Origin of the sequence: Acidovorax benzenivorans (assembly GCF_028680575.1) — a bacterium.
Classification (GTDB): Bacteria; Pseudomonadota; Gammaproteobacteria; order Burkholderiales; family Burkholderiaceae_C; genus Acidovorax; species Acidovorax benzenivorans.
The window spans coordinates 411,781-434,366 of the sequence record NZ_JAPCKI010000001.1; the positions used below are offsets into that span (position 1 = coordinate 411,781).

The 22,586-nt window shown below is 63.4% G+C and carries 17 protein-coding genes; 12 read left to right on the top strand and 5 right to left on the bottom strand.

Going from position 1 to position 22,586, the window contains the following annotated elements; translation table 11 throughout:
* From OIN59_RS01930 to OIN59_RS01960, 7 genes are all read left to right on the top strand, one after another.
* Positions 1 to 2,600: SwmB domain-containing protein (locus tag OIN59_RS01930; RefSeq protein ID WP_274106592.1), on the top strand; the 2,600-nt coding region annotated here is incomplete at its 5' end.
* Between the two features lie 104 nt (positions 2,601 to 2,704).
* A complete protein-coding gene (locus tag OIN59_RS01935; protein ID WP_274106594.1) occupies positions 2,705 to 3,421 on the top strand; it encodes a hypothetical protein in 717 nt (238 codons plus the stop codon).
* Positions 3,422 to 3,431: 10 nt separating this feature from the next.
* The gene (locus tag OIN59_RS01940; RefSeq protein WP_274106596.1) at positions 3,432 to 5,141 is read left to right on the top strand and encodes a type I secretion system permease/ATPase; all 1,710 of its coding nucleotides are present in this window, start codon (positions 3,432 to 3,434) and stop codon (positions 5,139 to 5,141) included.
* On the top strand, positions 5,138 to 6,841 hold the full coding sequence (locus tag OIN59_RS01945) for a type I secretion system permease/ATPase (RefSeq protein ID WP_274106598.1): 1,704 nt from the start codon (positions 5,138 to 5,140) through the stop codon (positions 6,839 to 6,841). The genes OIN59_RS01940 and OIN59_RS01945 overlap by 4 nt, the downstream gene beginning before the upstream one ends.
* Before the next feature lie 32 nt (positions 6,842 to 6,873).
* A complete protein-coding gene (locus OIN59_RS01950) occupies positions 6,874 to 8,187 on the top strand; it encodes an HlyD family type I secretion periplasmic adaptor subunit (protein ID WP_274106600.1) in 1,314 nt (437 codons plus the stop codon).
* A 71-nt stretch (positions 8,188 to 8,258) separates the two neighbouring features.
* Positions 8,259 to 9,530 carry a TolC family outer membrane protein gene (locus OIN59_RS01955; protein WP_274106602.1) on the top strand — a complete coding sequence of 424 codons (1,272 nt, stop codon included), beginning with the start codon at positions 8,259 to 8,261 and terminating at the stop codon, positions 9,528 to 9,530.
* Between the two features lie 174 nt (positions 9,531 to 9,704).
* Positions 9,705 to 9,926, top strand: coding sequence for a hypothetical protein (locus OIN59_RS01960; RefSeq protein WP_274106604.1), 222 nt, complete (start codon positions 9,705 to 9,707; stop codon positions 9,924 to 9,926).
* Between the two features lie 512 nt (positions 9,927 to 10,438).
* Here OIN59_RS01960 and OIN59_RS01965 read toward each other — a convergent pair.
* The 4 genes from OIN59_RS01965 to OIN59_RS01980 form a co-directional block, all read right to left on the bottom strand.
* Positions 10,439 to 13,288 carry a calcium-binding protein gene (locus OIN59_RS01965; protein ID WP_274106606.1) on the bottom strand — a complete coding sequence of 950 codons (2,850 nt, stop codon included), beginning with the start codon at positions 13,286 to 13,288 and terminating at the stop codon, positions 10,439 to 10,441.
* A gap of 297 nt (positions 13,289 to 13,585) precedes the next feature.
* Entirely contained in the window at positions 13,586 to 15,106 is a 1,521-nt protein-coding gene (locus OIN59_RS01970; RefSeq protein WP_274106608.1) for a CoA-acylating methylmalonate-semialdehyde dehydrogenase, read from the bottom strand.
* Between the two features lie 70 nt (positions 15,107 to 15,176).
* Positions 15,177 to 15,806, bottom strand: a complete 630-nt coding sequence (locus tag OIN59_RS01975) for a DJ-1/PfpI family protein (protein ID WP_274106610.1) — start codon at positions 15,804 to 15,806, stop codon at positions 15,177 to 15,179.
* 17 nt (positions 15,807 to 15,823) lie between these two features.
* Positions 15,824 to 17,182, bottom strand: a complete 1,359-nt coding sequence (locus OIN59_RS01980) for an aspartate aminotransferase family protein (protein WP_274106612.1) — start codon at positions 17,180 to 17,182, stop codon at positions 15,824 to 15,826.
* A 127-nt stretch (positions 17,183 to 17,309) separates the two neighbouring features.
* On the opposite strand from OIN59_RS01980, the gene OIN59_RS01985 reads away from it, so the two are divergent.
* Both OIN59_RS01985 and OIN59_RS01990 read left to right on the top strand, forming a co-directional pair.
* Positions 17,310 to 18,278, top strand: coding sequence for a LysR family transcriptional regulator (locus OIN59_RS01985; protein ID WP_274106614.1), 969 nt, complete (start codon positions 17,310 to 17,312; stop codon positions 18,276 to 18,278).
* Between the two features lie 94 nt (positions 18,279 to 18,372).
* Positions 18,373 to 18,678: a flagellar basal body protein gene (locus OIN59_RS01990; protein WP_015016359.1), complete on the top strand. Its 306-nt coding sequence runs from the start codon at positions 18,373 to 18,375 to the stop codon at positions 18,676 to 18,678.
* Positions 18,679 to 18,959: 281 nt separating this feature from the next.
* On the opposite strand, the gene OIN59_RS01995 is transcribed toward OIN59_RS01990, so the two are convergent.
* A complete protein-coding gene (locus OIN59_RS01995; protein ID WP_274106618.1) occupies positions 18,960 to 19,232 on the bottom strand; it encodes a DUF2061 domain-containing protein in 273 nt (90 codons plus the stop codon).
* A gap of 295 nt (positions 19,233 to 19,527) precedes the next feature.
* On the opposite strand from OIN59_RS01995, the gene OIN59_RS02000 reads away from it, so the two are divergent.
* The 3 genes from OIN59_RS02000 to OIN59_RS02010 all read left to right on the top strand — a co-directional run bounded on the left by OIN59_RS02000 (position 19,528) and on the right by OIN59_RS02010 (position 22,513).
* The gene (locus tag OIN59_RS02000; protein WP_274106620.1) at positions 19,528 to 20,583 is read left to right on the top strand and encodes an SPFH domain-containing protein; all 1,056 of its coding nucleotides are present in this window, start codon (positions 19,528 to 19,530) and stop codon (positions 20,581 to 20,583) included.
* A 114-nt stretch (positions 20,584 to 20,697) separates the two neighbouring features.
* Positions 20,698 to 22,212 carry a DUF4178 domain-containing protein gene (locus OIN59_RS02005; protein ID WP_274106622.1) on the top strand — a complete coding sequence of 505 codons (1,515 nt, stop codon included), beginning with the start codon at positions 20,698 to 20,700 and terminating at the stop codon, positions 22,210 to 22,212.
* Between the two features lie 82 nt (positions 22,213 to 22,294).
* Positions 22,295 to 22,513, top strand: coding sequence for a DUF350 domain-containing protein (locus tag OIN59_RS02010; RefSeq protein ID WP_274107155.1), 219 nt, complete (start codon positions 22,295 to 22,297; stop codon positions 22,511 to 22,513).
* Positions 22,514 to 22,586: the final 73 nt, after the last annotated feature.

The window sequence follows — 22,586 nt, forward strand, 5'->3', positions numbered from 1 at the left end:
CCAGCGCGGTGGACACTACCACCTTTAACCTGGCAGCGGCCGCCAATTGGGACGCGACCACCACATCGAGTGCCGACCTGACTGGCAATGGTGTCACCGTCAGCAACGTCGTGGCCCCCACTATCACCGGCGCCACCTACGATGCCAGTACCCACCTGCTGACCGTCACAGGCACCGGCCTGGTCGAGACCATCGGCGTCACCAACGACATCACCGTCAGCAAACTCACCCTCGTCGGAGAGGGGGCAGCGACCCGCGTTCTGAGCACTACAGGCAATGTGGAAGTGACCTCGGCCACCAGCTTCAGCGTCACCCTCTCGGGCGCAGACATCGCAGCCGTCGAAACGCTGTTCAACAAGAACGGAACCACCTCCACGGGCGGCAGCACCTACAACCTCGCAGCGGCCGACGACTGGAATAGCGTGGTCACAGGGGGCAACATCGCCGACGCCACCAATGCGCTCACCGTGAGCAACGTCGCGGTACCCAGCATCACATCCGCGACCTATGAAGCAAGCACCGGAGCGCTCGTTGTCACCGGCACCGGGTTCTCCGGCCTCACGGGCGCCGTCAACGACATCGTGGCCAACAAATTCAGCCTGCAGGGCGAAGGCGGTGCCAGCTACACGCTGACCACCACGGCCAGCGTGGAGATCACCTCCGCCACCAGCTTCACCTTGAGCCTGAGCGCAGGGGACAGGCTGGGCGCCAATCTCATCATGAACAAGAACGGCACCAGCTCCACCAGTGCCAATACCTACAACCTCATTGCAGCCGAAGACTGGAACGTGGGTGCCGACGCGGCGGTGGTCATCGCCGACCTCACCGGCAACGACATCACGGTGAGCAATGTCGTTGCCCCCACCGTCACCAGCGCCACCTACAACGTTGGCACCGGCGTGCTGGTTGTTACCGGTAGCAACTTCCTGAGTCTTAGTGGTGCGAACAATGACATTACCGCTAACCGCATCCGCCTGCTGGGGCAAGGCGCGTTCAACTACACCCTGACCGACACGTCCAACGTGGACATCACGTCCAACACCAGTTTCACGCTCACCATGAGTGCCACCGACCGTGCTGCACTGGCTTTGCGCATGAACAAGGACGGAACGTCATCCACCGACACAACGACCTACAACATTGGCATGCTGGAAGACTGGAATACCGGTGCGGCCACTGTCGTGGTCATTGCCGACCTGTTTGGCAACGGTGTTACTGTGGCCGGCAACGACCCGAACGCTCCTGTCTGGGCCTCGGCCAGCGCCAATGGCAGCAGTCTTGTCCTCACCTACACCGATGCCAGCGACCTGGACGCAGTCAACGTGGCAGGCACTGGTGCCTTCTCCGTGGTCTCCGGAGGTGTTGCCAATGCCGTGACTGGCGTGGCCGTGAACGGCTCCGCCAAAACTGTGACCTTGACCTTGGCGACGCCGGTAGGGTTTGCCGAAGTAGTCACCGTGGCCTACACAGACCCCACGGCAGGCAACGACGCCAACGCCATCCAGGACGTCCAGGGCAACGATGCCGCCAGCCTGGGTGTGACCCCGGTCACCAACAACACACTGGACACAACCCCCCCCGTGGAGAACACAGCCACCGTGACGGCCAACCAACTGGTGCTGAGCTACACGGAAGCGACCACACTGGACGCAGTGAACACGGCCCCAGGCAGCGCCTTCGCCGTGGTCGTAGGAGGCTTCGCCAATGCCGTCACCGGCGTGGCAGTCAACGCTGCCGCCAAGACCGTCACCCTGACCCTCGCCTACGCCGTGGGTGCCGGCCAGACCGTCACCGTCGCCTACACCGATCCCACGGCAGGCAACGATGCCAATGCTGTGCAGGACGCGGCAGGCAATGATGCCGTTAGCTTCTCTGCCCGGGCAGTGACCAACCTCACCCCTGCAGACCCCGACCCGATCCCGGACCCTCCTACACCCACCCCGACGCCGACGCCCGGAGTGCCCGACAACGACGGTATTCCCAACGCCGTGGAAGACCAGACCCCAGGCATCCCTGGCCCCGGTGGCACCACCATCTTTGGAGATGGCAACGGAGACGGAATCAAGGACAGCGAACAGCCTTCAGTGGGCTCCATCGGGTTCGTGCTCAGTCCCACAGGAGAGAGCAACCCCGGTAGCTCACCACCCACCTTCACCACCCTGGTGGCCAGCAGCCAGGACGGCAAAGTAGGTAGCGGCAACGACAACGCGCGCATCACCAGCCTGACGCAAAAGGACGCGCCGACCGACCTGCCTGCGGGCATGCAAATGCCCATCGGGTTGGTGAGCTTCACGGTAGAGCTGGGGCAAGGCAAGACAGGAGAGAACTTCAGCCTGTACGTGGACCCGGCGCTGGGAGTGAATGGATACTGGAAAGAGAATGCCAGCGGCCAATGGGTGAACATCGCCAGCGAGCCCTACGGGGGCAAGATGGTTATGGAAGGGGGGCGAGTGCGGCTGGACTTCCACATTGAGGACGGAGGGCAGTTTGATACAGACGGGAAGGTGGACGGGATCATCACGGACCCTGGTGCGCCGGGTCACATGGTGCTGTCGATTACGGGGCAGGCGCCGGATATGCCTCACGGGTTTTGGTTCTGAGGTCCAACTCTTCTTTGAAACGACTGTCTCAATAGCCTCAGCCGTCTGCCCAGCTCAGGCGGTCGCCGAAAATGCTTCACACTTACACACAGGGAACTTCTACCGTGCAAAAAAACCTCTCTTTGACCCTCTCTATCCTGCTGGCCTCTGCTCTCACAGCCTGCGGTGGTGGAGGCGGCGGGGATGGGGCGTCGGAGTCAAGTCCATCAGCACAGGTGCAAGGTCGTTGGACCACTGCAGCTGGCAGCGCGTCAGCCTATACCGCCATCGGGCTGCCCTCGTCGAATGCGTCGGCCACGGTATGGCTCCTGGCGAATGACGCTAGTCGCCTCGTTAAGCTCACGGCGCAGGACAGTGGCGCACTGGCAGGCAAGGCCTATGCGCTGGGGCAGAACACGGCAGCCACGAGCGTGAGCGGCCAGTGGAGTACGTCCGCGTCAAAATCCCTGAGCCTGACCGGCCTGCCGGTCGGTGGGCTGACTCTGGCGCAAATCGACGCATTGACGACTTCTGCCGTACAGGCCGACGTGGCAGGTGCGTGGAAGGCGACGGTCGGCAGCAATGCGCAGAGCGTGAATTGGACCGTCGCGGCATCTGGCGCCGTGTCGGGGAACAGTACCACCGGCTGTACCTATACAGGGACTCTGGGCGCCATGGCTAACGCCAGCGCCTACACTGCTGCTGTCAAAGAGACCTGTTCCGATGGAGCCTCCACCCAGTTCAACGGCGTTGCCACGCTGAACACCGCCAAGAATGCGCTGAGCATGGTGACCACCAGTGCAGACGAGACCATGGGTGCGGCTCTCTTCTTTTCCAAATAGTTTGTTGTAAATGACTGCTCCCGCCGAAGTCGCGCTGGCCCTTGCGCGGCGGACGCCCGCATTGCGGCGGGCTTTTGTGTTTTCCGTGCTCGCAGGGGTGCTGGTACTGGTGCCTACGGTGTACATGTTCGAGGTGTATGGCCGCGTGGTGGACAGCCGCAACACCATGACGCTTGCCATGCTCACCCTGATGGCGTTGTTGGCATTGGCCGTGATGGAGGTGCTGGAATGGGTACGTTCCGAGACCCTGCGGGAAGCGGGTAGCGCGTTCGACGCCCAGCTGGCTCCGCGGGTGTTTGAGGCCACGCAGTCCGCCTATCTCAAAAAGGGCCTGACGCTGGGCACGCAGCCCCTCGCAGATCTGCGAACGCTGCGGGATACCTTCCATGGCGGCGCATTGGCGGCGGCGCTGGAGTCTCCCGTCGCTCTGGTCGCACTTGTGGCCCTGTTCCTGATCCAGCCTGTCCTTGGTTGGGTGGCGCTGGCTCTTGCGCTTGTCCAGGCGCTCATCTCCTGGCTCAACGAACGTAGCACCGCTGAGCCTCTGGCACGCGCCAACCAGGCTGACATCCAGGCGCGAACCTATGTGGATGGCACTTTGCGCCATGCCGAAGTGGTGGCTGCGCTGGGCATGGCTCCCGATCTGCAGGCGCGCTGGCTGCGTCTGCACCGGGAGGCAATGGCGCTGCAGGCCCGTGCATCAGACAACGCAGGCCTGTATCAGGCGCTGGGCCGGGGGCTGCAAACCACGCTCTCTTCAGCGTTGCTGGGTTTGGGGGCATGGTTGTTGCTGCGCGACGAGTTGCCAGGTGGTGGTGGCATGCTCATCGTCAGTTCCGTGCTGGGCGCGCGCGTGCTCTCACCGCTGGTGCAACTGGTGTCGCAATGGCGCCAGGTGGTGCAGGCGCGGCTCGCATGGCAGCGCCTGTCGGATCTGCTGGAACGTCTGCCCGCTGGAGCGCCTTCCATGTCCCTCCCCGCGCCCCGGGGTCATGTGGCGGTGGAGGGCCTGACGGCTTCAGCATCGGCCGGCGGCCCTCCCATGCTGCGCCAGATCTCGTTCAGCCTGCAACCAGGCGAAGTGATTGCAGTGATTGGCCCTTCCGCTTCTGGCAAGACCACGCTGGCTCGCATGCTCGTGGGGCTGTGGCCACCTTTGGCGGGCAATGTGCGACTCGATGGCGCCGATGTCAGTGCCTGGAACAAGGAGGAACTGGGGCCACACCTGGGCTATCTGCCGCAAAGCGTGGAACTGCTGGCGGGAACGCTGGGCGAGAATATCGCCCGCTTTGGCGAACCGGACGCCGGTGCATTGCAGGAAGCCGCGCGTGCAGTAGGACTGCACGATTGGATCACGGCCCTGCCTCAAGGCTACGATACCCCGGTGGGAGACGAGGGCGTGATGCTCTCCGGCGGCCAACGCCAGCGTGTAGCCTTAGCGCGTGCGTTGTATGGTGCGCCCGCGTTCGTGGTGCTGGACGAGCCAAATGCGAGCCTGGACGAGGCTGGCAATCAGGCGCTGGGCCAAGCCATTGCCCACACCAAGGCGCGTGGTGCAACGGTGGTCGTCATGACCCATCTTCCCGGAGTGCTGGCTGTGGCAGACAAGGCACTGGTGCTGTTTGGCGGCGCGCAGCGCGCTTTCGGTCCGCGCGATGAGGTACTTGCCGCACTTCAAAAGGCCAATCAGAACAACAACTCCGTGGCCACTGCGACATGAGTATCTTTAGGAATCCTCCGCGCGATGAGATCGCTCAGGCCGTGCGGGCCCAGCGCCGTGCATGGATCGTGGTGATCCTTTTCAGCATGGTGGTCAGTGTGTTGTTGCTCACGCCCACGCTGTACATGCTCCAGGTGTACGACCGCGTAATGGTCAGCCGCAGCGAGCTAACGCTGCTTGCGGTGTCGCTGATCGCGCTCTTCCTGTTTGTCGCCATGGGCTTTGCCGATGCCATGCGTGCTCGTTTGCTAGTACGTCTGGGGGCAAGGCTAGATGCGACCCTGGGCCCGAGCATATGCTCCGCCGCCTTTGCTCGCAGTGCGCGCGAGCCCGAGGCACAACGGGCTCAGCCCTTTACTGATTGGACCGAGCTGCGTCAGTTCCTTACTGGGCCTGGCATTCTGGCGTTCTGCGACCTGCCTTGGGCTTTGGTGTATGTGGCTGCGCTGTTCCTGCTGCACCCGCTGCTGGGCGTGGTGGCTATCGGCTTCGCGCTCGTTCAGGCCGCGCTGGCGTGGCTGGGCCAGCGGCGCACGATCGCGCCCGCCCAGGCGCTGTCGCAGGCGCAAGCGGAGTCGAACAGCTACCTTCAAGGTAAGTTGCGCAATGCCGAGGCCGTCGAGGCACTGGGCATGGCATCCCCTTTGCGGCAGCGGTGGCTTGGACTTCACGCCCGTGCAGCCGAGCGTCACGTGGCGCTGCAGGGGCTCACGCACCGGATCACGGCGTGGAGCAAGTATGTGCGCTACGCGCAGCAGACTGCATCATTGGCTGTAGGCGCCATTCTGGTCATCCAAGGGGAGCTTACGCCGGGTGCGATGATTGCCGCAAATGTGCTGATGGCGCGCGCGCTGGCACCTATCGACCAACTGGTGGGTGTATGGCGCGGCCTGCTGGGCGCACGTGCAGCATATCGGCGCCTGGCGAAACTGCTGGCGGACTACCCTGCCGGGGCATCGACACATGGTGTGCGAAAAGCGTCTGGCCTGATAGGCCCGGTTGTTGCCCGCGGTCTTCGCGTGGCCCCACCGGGGGGGCGTGCTCAGGACATCCTGCATGGGTTGGATTTCACGTTGCAGCCTGGCACCCTGACAGTGGTGCTGGGGGCGTCGGGCTCCGGCAAGTCCACGTTGGCGCGCGTGCTGGCGGGCGCGTGGCCCGTGACGGGCGGCGACTTGGTGATGGGTAGTCTGCACGCGGCGGGTTACTTGCCGCAGGAAACCGCGCTGTTCAATGGCACCGTTGCGGAAAACATTGCGCGCTTTCAGGTGGTGAACGGTGTCGTTGATGCTTCGCTGGTCGTGGCCGCGGCGCAGGCTGCCGGTCTGCACGACATGGTGCTACGCTTGCCCAAGGGCTACGACACGCCCGTGGGTGAGGGGGGGCGCTCGCTTTCGGGTGGCCAGCGCCAGCGCATCGCGCTGGCGCGTGCGTTGTACGGGGAGCCCGATCTCGTCGTACTCGACGAACCCAACTCCCATCTTGACGACGCGGGCGAGGCCGCGCTGCTGCAGACACTGCGCAAGCTCACTGCACGTGGAGCCACTGTTTTGCTCATCACACATCGTGCGGGGGCGCTCGCGCTGGCCGACCAGCTGTGGGTACTGCACGAAGGCCACCTGCGTGAGCAGGGGCCGCGCGACGCAGTGCTTGCTCAACTGAGGTCCGTGTCTGCCGCTCCGCAGGCTTTGCCTGCCTGATTTATTTCCCGAACCAATTTATGTCCACACCCTTGACGACCCCTCCTCTGCTGGAGCCTCCCACCGACACAGGCCGCGCCGCACGCATTGGTTTGTGGGCATTGGGTCTGGGGCTAGGCGGTTTTCTGCTCTGGGCGGCGTTCGCTCCGCTGGACGAAGGTGTGCCAACTCAGGGAATGGTCGCGCTGGATACCAAGCGCAAGGTAGTGCAGCACCTGTCGGGTGGCATCGTGCGCCAGGTGCTTGTGCGCGAGGGCGAGACCGTGCGGGATGGCCAACCTCTCATCGTTTTGGACGATGCCACCACCCGCGCGAACTACGAGACGTCGCGCCTGCGTTACTTCACCCTGCGCGCCATGCAAGGTCGGCTGGAGGCCGAAAAGGCAGGCTCGGACACGCCGCTTTTTGCGCAGGATCTGTTGACGGCAGCCCAATCGGAAGCGCAAATCCGCCAGTTGATGGACAACCAGACGCAGTTGCTGCAATCACGCCGCGCAGCGCTGCACGCCGATGTACAGGGAATGGAGGAGAACATTCAGGGTTTGAATGCACTCCTACAGGCCTACGCGGGCATGGTGGGAAGTCGCCGCGCCCAGTTCGCCCTCTTGCAAGATGAATTGGGCCATACGCGTGAACTGGTAAAGGAGGGCTATGCTCCGCGCAACCGGCAGCTGGAACTGGAGCGGCAGACGGCTGATGCCAACCTCGCCATCACCGAGCTACTGGGCAATACGGCCCGCAGCCAGCGCACAGTGGCCGAGCTGCGCCAGAAGATTCTTTCGCGCAAGCAAGAATACCGCAAAGAAGTCGCAACGGTCCTAGCCGAGACTGCGCGTGATGTTGAACCCGAAGGCAAGCGCTACAGCGCGCTGCAGGGTGAGTTGGCGCGCACCGAAGTCCGTTCGCCGGCTGCTGGTCAGGTGGTTGGATTGGCTGTGCAGACGGTGGGTGCCGTGGTGCAGCCGGGGCAACAGATCGTGTCCATCGTGCCCCCGGGCGAGCCACTGGTGCTGGAGGCGCGCGTGGCACCGCATCTGGTGGATCGTGTGCATGCGGGTCTCGCTGCGGATGTGAGGTTTGCCTCCTTTGCGCATGCGCCCCAGCTGGTGGTGCAGGGACAAGTGACCTCGGTGTCGGGCGATCTGTTGACCGACACACAAACCAATATCAGCTACTACCTTGCACGCCTCAAGCTCACGCCCGAGGGCCTGAGGGTGCTCGGCAGCCGCCAGTTGCAGCCTGGCATGCCCGCCGAAATCGTCATCAAGACCGGTGAACGCAGTTTGCTGATCTATTTGGCAGCGCCCTTGCTCAAGCGCATGGCCGGTTCGCTGAAGGAGGAATGATGGCGCGACGACCCTCGGCTTGCGCTGTTCTCGCCTGTGTGGCCATTTTGGCGGTTGCGCCTGCTTGTGCGATGGACCTGCAGGAGGCCTATGAGGCCGCCTTGTTACAGGACGCCACTACCCGCGCTGCGCGCGCCGGATTGCAGGCCAGCGATGAGCGCATCAACCAGGCCAAGGCACAGCGGTATCCCAGCGTGAGCATGAGTGCGGGCTACCAGCGCAATAATCTGGACCGCATGCAGCCCAATCTTCTGGGCCAGGAGGTCACCGTCAATGACCGCTATCCCAGCAGGAACACCACGCTTACGGTGCGCCAGCCTCTGTATCGTAAGACCATTGCAGTGACTATCGAGCAGGCTCAAGCCCAGCGCAACGACGTGGAGGCCGGGCTGCAGAAAGAAACGCAGAACTTGGCCGTGCGAGTGACCGAGGCTTACACTCAGATCTTGTTCGCTCGTGATCAGCTGGCCTTCATTGATGCGCAAAAGGCGGCCACTAGTACCCAGCTCGATGCCGCCCTCAAGCAATTCGCGGGCGGCAGCGGCACCCGCACCGACATTGATGAAGCTCAGGCACGACTCGATATGGCATTGGCGCAGGAACTGGAGGCACGCCAGCAGCAGGGCTTTGCCCAGCGTCAGCTAGCCTTGCTCATTAATGCTCCCGTGAGTCTGGCAGCGCTGCGTTCGTTGGCTGTGGACCTGCTGACCACTTGGAGCCCTCCCTCCAGCAGCATAGAAGACTGGTTAACGCAGGCTGAGTCGCGCAGCCCCGAATTGGGTCAATTGCGGGCGCGGCTCGAAACTGCCCGGCTTGAGGTGGACAAAGCCAGCGCAGGCCACATGCCCACACTGGATGCCGTGGCGCAGTGGAGTCGCAGCGATAGCGAAAATGTCACCTCACCGGCCACGCGGTACCTCAATCGCACCATCGGTGTTCAGCTCAGCGTGCCGTTGTACTCGGGTGGATACGTGAGCGCTGCCATGCGCGAGGCTGTGGCCCGCCGGATCCAGGCCGAGGAGTTGCTGGAGGCTGCGCGCCGAGATCTGGCCCTGCGCATCACGATCGAATATCGCAATGTCACTGAAGGCCGTGTGCGAGTGGCAGCTCTGGAGCAGGCTGAACGCTCGGCGGAGCGACTGGCCCAGTCCAGCCGCAAATCCATGCACGGCGGTGTGCGCACCCTGGTGGATGTATTTAACGCTGACCAGAAAAAGGCCCAGGCTCAACGCGACCTGGCGCGCGCGCGCTACGAAATGCTTGTGGCCTATGTACGTTTGCAGGCCCTTGCGGGCAGCGATGAAGGAGCGGGCATTGCCGTGGTGAACAGGCTGCTTCGATAGTGCCCTGTAGTTGCCACCCCACCTGCTCGGACTGGACGCGCCTGAGAATCGTCTGCGCTGTGGCGGGCAACGCAACCACGCGGAGCATCAGAGCCCGTTCTCGCTGGTGCGCATGGCCTGCGTGCTTGACGCGCGGGCACGTACACCTGCTGGTGGAGGCCAGCCTGAACGCCTATGGCACCAGCAAGTACACGGCTGGTGCAGCGGCTGTGGTCGCAATTGCCCGCAGACTACTCCCTGGTGATCGTGGACAAAGGCTTTTGCTTGGCAGGCCTGATGTGGCCCTTGCAGCACCAGCAGGCGTGCAAGACGGGCCCGAGTCTGCTGCTGAGCTGGGATGGCGCGCCATCGCCCGTGAAATCGATGGCAAGCCACGCACGCTATTGCCCTTACTGACTGATTGCGAACGTCGGAGCGTTGGGTGGGGTGTTCGCGCTGCACCACGAACGCTGCGCGATAGAGCTCGCATACTGGGAGATCAAGACCGACATGCTGCGCCAGGCCATGACCCTGCGCAGCCTGCACCCGATGGCATCGAGCAACAGTGGCAGGCCACCTTGCTGATGTACAACTTGATCCGCTTGGAGATCGCGCATTGCGGATGAGGCCAAGGTCGAGCCTTGTCGCATCAGCACCAGCACTGCCCTGTGTTAGATCACGGACGAGTGGCTGTGGCGTTCAAGCCGTTCCGCACCTGGATCGATCCCGGCCAAGCATGCAGGCCATGCGTCAGAACATTCGCCGCTTTGTCTTTCCCCTTCGTCGCTCCGAACGAAGATACCCACGCGCCGTGCGCATGACCAAGACACAGTACCCCATCAAGAAAAATGCCGCTCAGACTTAGCTAAGCGGCATTGCGCCGAATCAGTTTTTGGGGGGAGGCTGGGCTGTGAGCCCCACCGCCCGGGTCAGCCAATGATGGTGACGTCAGCGGCCAGCAGGAACGCTGGGTGTGTGGTGGTGCCCAGGATGGCGATATTGATGCTGGCCTGGCCAAAGCCAAAACCATCGGAGTCGAACATCAGGGCACCCGTAGCTGCGTTGTAGCGGAAATAGGTGCTGGTCGTAATGTCCAGATCGGCCCCGCCCAGCACACCGCCGTAGGGGGTGCCGGACAGGTCGATAGTGATGTGGTCTTCGCCCACGACAAAGTCCGTGATCTTGTCGATGTTGGTGCTGCTGATCGTGGTGCTGAACACGAATTCGTCATTGCCAGCACCGCCGGTGAGCACGTCGGCGCCCAAGCCGCCATTGATGGTGTCGTTGCCTGCTCCTCCGATGAGGATGTTGGCGCCGTTGCCGCCAGTCAGGGTGTTGTCCAGCTCATTGCCGGTCAGGTTCACCGCGCCGGTGGACTGGATGATGCCGATCTCGAGGTCGTTGCCAAGGCCCAGCGCGTAGGTGCCCGTCGTCATGGTGACGATGACCGTATCCCCGTTGTCTCCAGGGAATTCGTCAGCGTTTTCCACGATCACGTCACTGGCCGAATCCACATAGTAGGTGTCGTTGCCACCGCCGCCATACATGATGTCGTTGCCGGTGCCGCCGATCAGCGTGTCGTTGCCTGCGCCGCCATGCAGCGTGTCGTTGCCCGCACCACCGTCCAGCGTGCCCGGGCTGCCGATGACCGTGAGATTGTCGGCGAAAGGCGTGCTCGCGTTGGCCACCAGCTCCGTCGGAGAGGTGGTGATATCGCTGAACTTGACGAACTCCATGTTGCGCAGCACGACAGACGTGCCTGGTGCGCCTGTATACGTGAGCTTGATGTCCGTAGCGTTGATGCGCGAGGCAGTCCAGTTCGCAGAAGTGCCCGGGAGGCTGCTCAGGTCGGCCATGTCCAGGGAGCCGATGCCACCGTCCATGGTGTCATTGCCCAGGCTGCCCCACAGGGTGTCGTTGCCTTCACCACCCAAGAGGATGTTGTTGCCATCATTGCCCTGCAGCATGTTGTCGATGCTGTTGCCGGTGATGTTGACGTTGACCGAGCCCGTGCCAAAGGCATTCTCGATGTTGGCCGACAGGACATAGGTGCCTGCTGCAGTGAATTGCACATCCACCCAGTCGGTACCTTCGTTGACGTTTTCCGTGATGACGTCGCCCGCCGCGTTCACCACATACCAATCATTGCCCGCACCGCCAATGAGCTTGTCATTGCCCAGGCCGCCGTCCAGCGTGTCGTCGCCGTCGCCGCCTGTGAGGATGTTGGCGCCGGTGCCGCCCTTGATGTTATTGGGTGCTCCGTTGTGGCCGGTGACGTTCACCGCGCCCGTGGACGTCACCTGGATCCATTCCACTTCGGTGGGCAGCACATAGGTGCCAGAGGCGACGGACAGGAAAATGCCGTCGTTGACGCCTTCGCCGGGGTTCTCCACCGGGCTGTCCAGCAAGGAGTCCAAGTAGTAGGTGTCGTTGCCGAGGCCGCCGACCATCAGGTCGTTGCCCTTGCCGCCGTCGATCGTGTCGTCACCCGCCGAGCCGATGACAGTGTCATTGCCCGCCAGCGCATTGATGGCCGCGCCGGGCGTTACGGTGAGGTAGTCGTCACCATTGGTGGGAACGCTCAGGTCTGCCACGATCTTGTCGCCATCGTTGAACTGGAGGACTTCCAGGCCGCGGATGATGATGGTCTGCGTCAGGCTTTTGAGCTGGATATCGCCCGTGGTGCTGGTGGGAGCGGCGGTGATGACGAAGTCACTGAAATTGCCGTTGATGATGGCGCGGTCGGCGCCTGCGCCGCCGTCCAGCGTGTCGTTGCCGCTCAGGCCCACCAGCGTGTCGTTGCCGCCACCGCCCGAGAGCACGTTGTTGAGCACGCTGCCCGTCAGCAGGTTGGCCTGGAAGTTGCCAGTGATATTGACGCCTTGGGCTGCGGAGGTGACGGTGGCGGTTTCGATGTTGTCCGACAACACGTAGGTGCCAGCCGAGGTGAAGGCCACTTGCACATGGTCAGCACCTTCACCAGCGGCTTCGACAATGACGTCGCCTGCGGCATTCACGATGTAGATATCGTCGCCCACGCCGCCGATGAGTCGGTCGTTGCCCGCGCCGCCGTCGAGCGTGTCGTTGCCATCAAGACCTGTGAGCGTGTTGGCGCCGCTGCTGCCAGTCAGCTTGTTGTCGAGTGCGTTGCCGGTGATCCCTGCAGCGCTGGAGCCCATGACCTGGCCGTTTTCGATATCGGCGCCCAGGGTATGAATACCCGAAGCCAGCTTGACCTGCACCAAGTCCGTGCCGTCGCCGCCTATTTCGCTGACGGTGTCGCTGATGTTGTCAACGACGTAGGTGTCATTGCCCGTGCCACCCTCCATGTAGTCAACACCTGTGCCGCCATCCAGCGTGTCGTTGCCACCTGCGCCAAAGAGCTGATTGCTGCCGGTATTGCCCGTCAGCACGTTGTCGAGCCCGTTGCCCGCGATGTTGATCAAGCTGGCGCCCATGGCTGTCGCGTTTTCTACGTTGGCATCCAGTGTGTAGATCCCTGCTGCCAGCGTGACTTGCACAAGATCAATACCCTCTCCGCCGCCTTCGCTCACCGAATCGCCAACGTTGTCCACGCTGTAGGTGTCGTTTCCGTTGCCGCCGATCATCAGGTCGGCACCTACGCCGCCGTTCAATACATCATTGCCTTCGCCACCGACAAGAATGTCGTTGCCTGCAAGGCCATTGAGGGTGTCGTTGCCTTCCTTACCGTCAATGACGTCGTCGAGCGCCGTGCCGCTGAGAGAGTTGTTCGCCGCTGTGCCGTTGATGTTTGCCATGATGAAACCCTTGCTGAAAATGGGGGCTGCGATGAAGAGTGGGCAAAGCCTGCGCGAGCCCTCCCCATATTGATATCAGCGGAGTGTATCGGAATGCTGTTTTTTCACTAGAGGAGTTACGAGCAACTGTGGCATCCACGCCGAACCTCTGTGGCATTGTTCACGCAGCAAGCAGACAGCGGGGCTGCTACTCGCTTTTGCACGACGCGGCGCCTGCCCGCCAAGGATCGGGAGTCGCCTGCGCGGGCAGGCCCGCCGGATGCACAGGCGGCCCAGCCTCATGCCGAGCCGGATCGGTCAGCGGCTGCTCGGGAAGCTGAACACAGCCCCTTCGCGCACACCGGCCGACGGCCAGCGCTGCGTGATCGTCTTGCGCTTGGTGTAGAAACGCACGGCATCAGGCCCGTAGGCGTGCAGGTCGCCAAACAGGCTGCGCTTCCAGCCACCAAACGAGTGGTAGGCCACTGGCACGGGCAGGGGCACGTTCACGCCCACCATGCCGACCTGGATGTGGTCGGTGAAGTAGCGGGCGGCCTCGCCGTCGCGGGTGAAGATGCAGGTGCCGTTGCCGTACTCGTGGTCGTTGATGAGCTGCATGGCTTCCTGCAGCGTCTTCACGCGCACCACGCCGAGCACGGGGCCGAAGATTTCTTCCTGGTAGATCTTCATGCCGGGCTTGACGTTGTCGAACAGGCAGGCGCCCAGGAAGTAGCCGTTCTCGTGGCCTGCAGCCACTTGCACGCCACGGCCATCGACCACCAGTGTGGCGCCTTCGGCCACGCCTTGGTCCACATAGCCCTTCACCTTTTCAAAGTGTTGCTTGGTGACCAGCGGGCCCATGTCGTTGCTGTTGTCGGTGCCGGGGCCGACCTTCATCTTGGCGATTTCGGTCTTCAGGCCCGCAATCACGGCATCACCCACCGCGTCACCCACGGCCACCAGCAGCGGGATGGCCATGCAGCGCTCGCCGCACGATCCGTAGGCCGCGCCCATCAGGGCGCTCACGGCGTTGCCCACATCCGCGTCGGGCATCAGCACAGCGTGGTTCTTGGCGCCGCCCAGGGCCTGCACGCGCTTGCCGTGTTTGCAGCCTTCGGCGTAGATGTATTCTGCAATGGGGGTGGAGCCCACAAAGCTCACTGCCTTGACGCGCGGGTCGCGCAGCAGCGTATCGACAGCCACCTTGTCGCCGTTGACAACGTTGAGCACACCCGGCGGCAAACCGGCTTCGAGCGCGAGCTGGGCGATGAACAGCGTGGACGACGGGTCGCGTTCCGAAGGCTTGAGCACAAAGGTGTTGCCACATGCCACGGCCATGGGCCACATCCACAGCGGCACCATGGCCGGGAAGTTGAAGGGCGTGATGCCCGCAGTGACGCCCAGCGCCTGGAACTCGCTCCAGCTGTCGATGTTGGGGCCCACGTTGCGGCTGTGCTCGCCCTTGAGCAGCTCGGGTGCGTAGCTGGCGTATTCCACGTTTTCAATGCCGCGCTGCAGCTCGCCATGCGCATCGGCCAGCACCTTGCCGTGTTCGGCGGTGATCAGGGCGGCGATCTTGTCGGCGTTGTCTTCGAGCAGGACCTTCAGCTTGCTCATCACGCGCGCGCGCTTGAGCGGCGGGGTGTTGCGCCAGGCCGGGAAGGCGGCCTCGGCGGATGCGATGGCGGCTTCCACCGTGGCTTTGCTCGCCAGCGCCACGCTGGTGGTCGACTGGCCGGTGGCGGGGTTGAACACAGGCTGCGTGCGCTCTGTGTCGGCAACGAGCTTGCCGTCAATCAGGTGGCCAACGGTGGTGGTGACGTTCTTGTCGTGGTTCATGGTGATTTCAAGTAAAAATGGCCTCTGGCGCTTATTCAATAAGCGCTAGCAGCTATCAAATTAATAGTATTCAAGCCGCAGCAGCCTGGGTCTCCAACGTGGGCAGCACGTGCCCCAAGGCCCGGTCGATGAATTCCTGCTTCTCGCCCACCGGGGCAAAGTAGTGCAGCACCTCGCGCGCGGCGTCCAGCCCCTTCAGACGGGCGATCAGCCACGCCACCAGGTACTGCGATGCCAGGCACCCACCGGCCGTGGCCACATTGCCGTGGGCGGCAAAGGCGCGGGGCACCACGTCCACGCCAGACTCCACCACCCAGGGCCTGCTGGTCAGGTCCGTGCAGGCAGGGGTGCCGCCCAGCAGGCCCAGGCGGCCCAGCAGGTAGGTGCCAGAGCACTGCGCCGCCAGCAGCTGGCGTGCGGGGTTGAGCACGCGCAGTGGGTCCATCAGCGCCGGGGTGTTGGCCACCTCGCGCGTCTTCATGCCGCTGCCCACCAGCACCGCATCGGCCTGGGCCAACTGGCTGAGGTCTTCATGCGCGTCGATGGTCAGGCCGTTCATGGACGTGATGCGGGGCGTGGGGCTGGCAATGCGCACCTGCCAGTTCTTGTCGCCCAACAGGGCGATGCGGTTGAGCATGCCAAACGCCACCAGCGAGTCGAGGTCGTTGAAGGCGTCGAAGGTGAGGATGGAGATGCGCATGGGCAGGGCCTGGCGGCTTATGCCGTTTCTTGCAGGGAATCGCCCAGCGCGCTGACCATGCGGTCAATCTCAGCCTCGGTGCTGATGAACGGGGGCGCGAGCTGGATGGTGTCGCCGCCATAACGCACGTAAAAGCCCTTCTCCCAGCACTTCATGGCGATCTCGTACGGGCGCTTGGCGGGCTCACCGGGCAGCGCGCTGATGGTGATACCGGCAGCCAGGCCATAGTTGCGAATGTCGGCCACATGCTTGGCGCCCTTGAGTCCATGCACGGCGTTCTCAAAGTAGGGTGCCAGCGCCTTCACGCGGCCGGGCATGTCTTCCTTTTGCAGGATGTCGAGCACCGCGTTGCCCGCCGCACAGGCCACCGGGTGGGCCGAGTAGGTGTATCCGTGCGGGAATTCGAGCATGTACTCGGGTCCGCCCTGGTTGATGAAGGTGTCGTAGATCTCCTTGGTGGCGATCACGCCGCCCAGCGGCTGAGCGCCGTTGGTCACCTGCTTGGCAAAGTTCAGGATGTCGGGCGTCACACCAAAAGCCTCGGAGCCCGTCCAGGCGCCGCAGCGGCCAAAGCCAGTGATGACTTCATCAAAAATCAGCAGGATGTTGTTCTGCGTGCAGATCTCGCGGATGCGTTCCAGGTAGCCCTTGGGCGGGATCACCACACCGGCCGAGCCCGAGAAGGGCTCCACGATGACGGCGGCGATGTTCGATGCGTCGTGCAGCGCGATCACGTCCAGCAACTTGTCGGCCAATGCACGGCCGCCTTCTTCGGCCATGCCCTTCTGGAAGGTGCCCACTGGCGGCTGGGTGTGCGGAATGTGGTCGGCCTCGATGCCCTGGCCGAAGGTCTTGCGGTTGCCCATGATGCCGCCCACCGAGATGCCGCCGTAGTTCACGCCGTGGTAGCCCTTCTCGCGGCCGATGAGGCGGGTCTTGGTGCCCTGGCCCTTGGCACGCCAGTAGGCGCGGGCCATCTTCAGCGAGGTGTCGGCCGATTCAGAGCCCGAGCCGGTGAAGAACACGTAGTCGAGGCCCGCAGGCGTCAGCTCTTTGAGCTTGTTGGCCAGCGCAAACGAGGCGGGGTGGCCGAATTGGAACGCAGGCGAATAGTCGAGCGTGGCGGCGGCACGGCCAATGGCTTCGGCCACTTCCTTGCGGCCATGGCCCAGACCCGAGCACCACAGGCCCGAGAGGCCGTCAAAAATCTTGCGACCCTCTGCATCGGTGTAGTAGGCGCCCTGGCCGCTCACGATCATGCGCGGCTTGGCCTTGAAGTTGCGGTTGCCCGTAAAGGGCATCCAGTGGGCGTCGAGCCAGGCGGCGTCGGTGCGCACAGCGGCGGCGGGATTGGGGTCGATGACGGCGAAGCTCATGGCGTTCTCCTGGCAAGTGCAAGTGGTGGGCAATGGATCGGGCCCAGACAGGCGGGCCGAAGGTGCCATTGTTGGGGCGGGTGTTAATCTCTCAAATAATGCAATATCAATGTTTACTTGAGGTTTTATGCAAGTAAAGGCGCCGACCGCGTTGCCCTCTGCCAACCCCGCCAAACACCGCGCGGTGCTGGGCCAGCTCAGCGACATGGACCTGCGCCTGCTGCAAGTGTTCAAGGCGGTGGTGGAGTGCGGCGGCATGTCTGCCGCCGAGCTGGAGCTGAACATCGGCACCAGCACCGTCAGCCGCCACATCAAGGACCTGGAAGCCCGCCTGGGCCTCACACTGTGCCGCCGGGGGCGGGCGGGGTTTGCCCTCACGGCCGAAGGGCAGCGGGTGTACGACGAAACGCTGCGCCTGTTGGCCTCGGTGCGCAGCTTTCGCGACAGCATCGACGACATCCATTCGCGCATGGGCGGGCAGCTGGCGGTGGCGGTGTTCGACAAGACCGCCAGCAACCCGGCGGCCCGCATTGGCGAGGCCATCGCCGCGTTCACTGCCCAGGCGCCCGATGTGCAGTTGCAACTGCATGTGGGCTCCATCAACGCCATCGAGCGTGGCGTCATCGACGGCAGCTACCAGGTGGGCATCATCCCTGCGCATCGCAGCTCGCAAAGCCTGGCCTACACCGACCTGTTTGGCGAGACCATGCTGCTGTACTGCGGCGCGGGCCACCCGCTGTTTGGGGCGTCATCGCCTCCGGCCGACTGGCACGCAGTGCGCGGCTACCAGTTTGCGGGGCTGGGCTACCACTCGCCCAACATGGAGCTGAGCCACCAGGCCCGGCTGCAGCGCGCGGCCACGGGGTTTGACCAGGAATCCATCGCCACGCTGATCCTGTCAGGCCGCTTTCTGGGGTTCTTGCCCGACCACTACGCCGAGGCCTTCGAGCGCCAGGGCCGCATGCAGGCCGTGAACCCGGCGCTGTTCCACTACCACTGCCAGTTTGTGAGCCTGATGCGCCGGTCACCCGCGCCTGCCCGCGCGGCCCAAGCGTTTGCGCAATGCCTGGAGGATGCACACCGGCCCGGTCGCTGACAGGGTCATTGCCAGGTCAAGGCTTGCCAGTGGCTGCGGCGGGGCGGACAATTCACCTTCTTTGCAACATTGTGTGACATCGGGAGCAGCGCCCATGGCCAGCATTTCCTCCATCGGCAGTTCAGGCCTTCAGGCCGCCCAGTTGCGGCTGGACGCGTCGGCCAACAACGTGGCCAACATGAACACCCCCGGCTACCGCCGCGAGGTGGTCGCACAAGAAGAAGTGGCCGAAAGCGCCGGTGTGCGCGCCACCGTGCAGCGCGAACAGGACGCCAAGGGCGTGGCGCTGGAGCAGGAGGCGGTGGAGCAAATGTCGGCCACCTACGCGTTCAAGGCCAATCTGCAGACCATCAAGACGCAGGACGAAATGATGGGCTCATTGCTGGATGTGAAAGCCTAAGAAGGTGTGAACGAGCCCGCCATGCCCGCTCGGCCACGCCGGATTCATTCGCACCTTCTGAGCGCTGCCCAATAAGGGGTTTTTTGCGCCCCGTAGCTCCACATGCCCCGCTGGACGGGGCATGGCTGTTTCTGGAGCGGGCATCAAGGTGCGGCAGCGGGCTCAACCGGTATGGGCCAGCCCCGCCAGGCGGTGGACCAGCCAGCGTTGAAAGGCCAACCCTGTGGCGGTGCGGCTGCGCAGTGGAATGGTGTACATGGTGATGCTCCTGGCGGTGGTGTTCAGGCGCCCTGCGTGGCAAGGCTGCTGTTGGGCGATGGGGTGGCGCTTTGGCGCGCGGCGCGCTGGCCCGCCCGGTCCCACGCCTTTTCGTGGAAGAAGAAGGCCACCGCCTGCACCGTGGGCTCCAGCAGGCTCAACGTGAGCGAGGCCCACAGGTTGCCGGTGACGGCATAGGCCACCAGGGCGGCCACGCAGATGTGGATCAGGTAGTAGCTGCCCGTCTTCATCAGCATGGTTTGGTTCTGGCGGGCGACGTGGCGGATGCGGGACATGGCGGACTCCTGGCTTCTGGTTTTCAACAGAGCCTGCGGTGGTGCAGCAGGCATGGTTGAATGGTAGTTATTCTCAATAGCGAAGACCAATTGATCATCGCTAAAGCGCAGATAGCCACTATCCAATGGCGCCTTGCGAAGCGCGGGGGCACTTGTCCCCGCATTTATCCCAAACAGACTGGTTCTGCGCGTGAACTAGTTCACGTTCGGCCACTGAAAAAAGCCGCTGCCACCAAAGCCCCCGTTGCTATGATGGCCGCTCTTTTCAACCCCCTCTTTTGCTTTGGGAGCACACATGGCCCTCATGGACTTCATCAAGAAACAGTTCATTGACATCATTCAATGGACCGAAGAGGGGGACGGCACGCTGGCCTGGCGCTTCCCCATGCGCGACATGGAAATCCAGAACGGCGGCACGCTGGTGGTGCGCGAGTCGCAGATGGCCATCTTCGTGAACGAAGGCCAGGTGGCCGACGTGTTTGGTCCCGGCACCTACAAGCTCACCACGCAGACGCTGCCGGTGCTCACGTACCTGAAGAACTGGGACAAGCTCTTCGAGTCCCCGTTCAAGAGCGATGTGTACTTCTTCAGCACACGCCAGCAGATCGACCAGAAATGGGGCACGCCCCAGCCCATCACGATCCGCGACAAGGACTTTGGCGCCGTGCGCCTGCGCGCGTTCGGCAACTACGCGTTCCGCATTGCCGACCCCAAGCTGTTCCACACCGAGATCTCGGGCACGCGCGAGATCTACCCCGTGGCCGACCTTGAGGGCCAGCTGCGTGGCCTGGTGCTGCAGAACATCAGCAACGCCATTGCGGGCAGCGGTCTGCCCTTCCTGGACCTGGCGGCCAACCAGGTCATGTTTGCCGATGCACTGACCAAGGAACTCGCGCCCATCTTCGCCAAGCTGGGCATCTTGATCGAGTCCCTCACGGTGCAGAACGTCTCGCTGCCCGAGGAGCTGCAGAAGATCCTCGACCAGAAGATCGGCATGGGCATGGTCGGCAACGACATGGCCAAGTTCATGCAATACCAGACCGCGCAAGCCATCCCCAAGTTCGCCGAAGGCGCGGGCAATGGTGGTGGTATTGCAGGCGATGCCATGGGCCTGGGCGCGGGGGTGGCGCTGGGCCAGGTGCTGGCGCAGAACCTGCAGCAAGGCCTGCAAGGTGGCGGCGCTGCCGCGCAGGCAGCACCTGCTGCAGCGGCAGCCGCCGCTGCGGTGGGCGTCAAGCCTGAGGACGTGATGGCCACGCTGGAGAAGCTGGGCGAACTCAAGTCCAAGGGCATCCTCACGCAGGAAGAGTTCGACGCCAAGAAGGCCGAACTGCTCAAAAAACTCGTCTGATCGATCGGATCGATTGCTATCATAAAAATAGCTGCTTGCGCTGGAGGGATAAGCGCTAGAGGCCAAAAAGGCTTCAAAGCTGTGTAGCGCGGCGCGGGCAGAACACTCCCTACGATGGCCACCGACCCCACCCAGCGCTATTACCGCGCGCCCTGCCCCGGCTGTGGCGCGCCGGTGGAGTTCAAGAGCGCGCAGTCCACCCACGCCGTCTGCGGCTATTGCCAGAGCACCGTGGTGCGCAGTGGCGATGTACTCACGCGCCTGGGCAAGATGGCCGAGCTGTTCGACGACCACAGCCCGCTGCAGCTCATGGCCAGCGGGCGCATCCAGCTCGATGGCAAGGACGTACCTTTCACCCTCGTCGGCCGCCTGCAATACAAGGGCGATGCGGGTGTGTGGACCGAGTGGGCCGCCTTCCTGAATGACGGTACGCTGGCCACCCTGGGCGAGGACAACGGCGCCTACGTCTTCACCCGCCCCATCGACCCCGGCCGCGAGATGCCCGCGCCCGAGCGCTTTCGCATCGGCACCACTACGGCCATCAACGGCAAGCCCTACAGCGTGGCCTACACCGGCCAGGCGCAGCTGATCTCGGCCCAGGGCGAGCTGCCCAAGCTGCCGCCGCTGGGCCAGCCCTTCGGCATGGTCGAGCTGCGCAGCGCCGAGGGCGAAGTGGTCAGCATCGACTATGGCCACACCCCGCCCAACGTCGAGCGCGGCAAGGCGGTGTTGCTGGAAGACCTGCAGCTGCAGGGCCTCAAGGACGAATCGGCCAAGGACGAAAAAGGCCGGCAGTTCAACTGCCCGCACTGCGGCGCGCCGGTGCAGGTGCAGCTGTCCACCTCCAAGAGCATCACCTGCGGCTCGTGCGCCAGCATCATCAGCCTGGACAGTGGCGTGGGCGGAGAGTTGCGCTCGGCGGAGCAGGACGAACCCGTGCAGCCCCTCATTCCGCTGGGCAGCAAGGGTCAGCTGCAGGGCGTGCACTGGCAGGTGGTGGGCTTTCAGCATCGCATGGGCGTGGAGCCCGGTGACGACGAGCACTTTGGCTGGAGCGAGTACCTGCTCTACAACCAGAAGCGCGGTTTTGCGTTCCTGGTCGATTCCGAAGAAGGCTGGAGCATGGTGCGCCCCACTACCGGCGCGCCGCAGATGGCGGCCACCGGGCGCTCGGCCACGTACATGGGCACCAAGTACGACCTCAAGTACACCTACGAGGCCGAAACCACTTACGTGCTGGGCGAGTTTTACTGGCAGGTCACACGCGGCCAGAAGACCACCAACCGCGACTTTGCCAGCAGCAAGGGCCTGCTGTCGATGGAGCAGAGCCCGAACGAGATCACCTGGTCGGCGGGGGACAAACTGGCCAGCGACACGGTGGTCAAGGCCTTCAAGCTCGACGACAAGAAAGATGCACTCCAGCGCGACGATCCGGGCCCATTCGTGGCCAAATCCGGTCTGGGCTGCGGCACCATCATCGTGATCGCTGTGGTGATCCTGATCCTGCTGATCTTGCTGAGCCGTTGCTCCAGTTGCGACCCCCGGGTCGAAAACTGTTCCTCGTCCTCCAGCTACCGCAGCTCGGGGGGCTCGTATGGTGGATATTCGTCGGGCGGCAGCCACAAGTAGCGCGGCGCTTGTTCCGCTTGTTCTTGTCCTCCGTTCACCAGTCACTGTCACTGACAACACATTTCAAGGAGATCACACCATGATGGGATTCGAATGGCTCAGACCCGCAGCGTTTCTTGGGTCCATCCTGTACGCCATCATTGGCGTCATCATTTTCTGGCTGGCCTTCGTCATCGTGGACAAGATCACGCCGTATGACCTGTGGCGCGAGATCGTCGAGAAGCAAAACCAGGCCCTGGGCCTGGTGGTCGCGGCGATGTGTCTGGGCATCAGCATCATCGTGGCGGCTGCCATCCACTGACGCGCTTCTTTGCCACCATCGCCTGAATGAACGTAGCAGCGCGCCCCGCAGGGTGTGCTGACCGCTGCCTTGT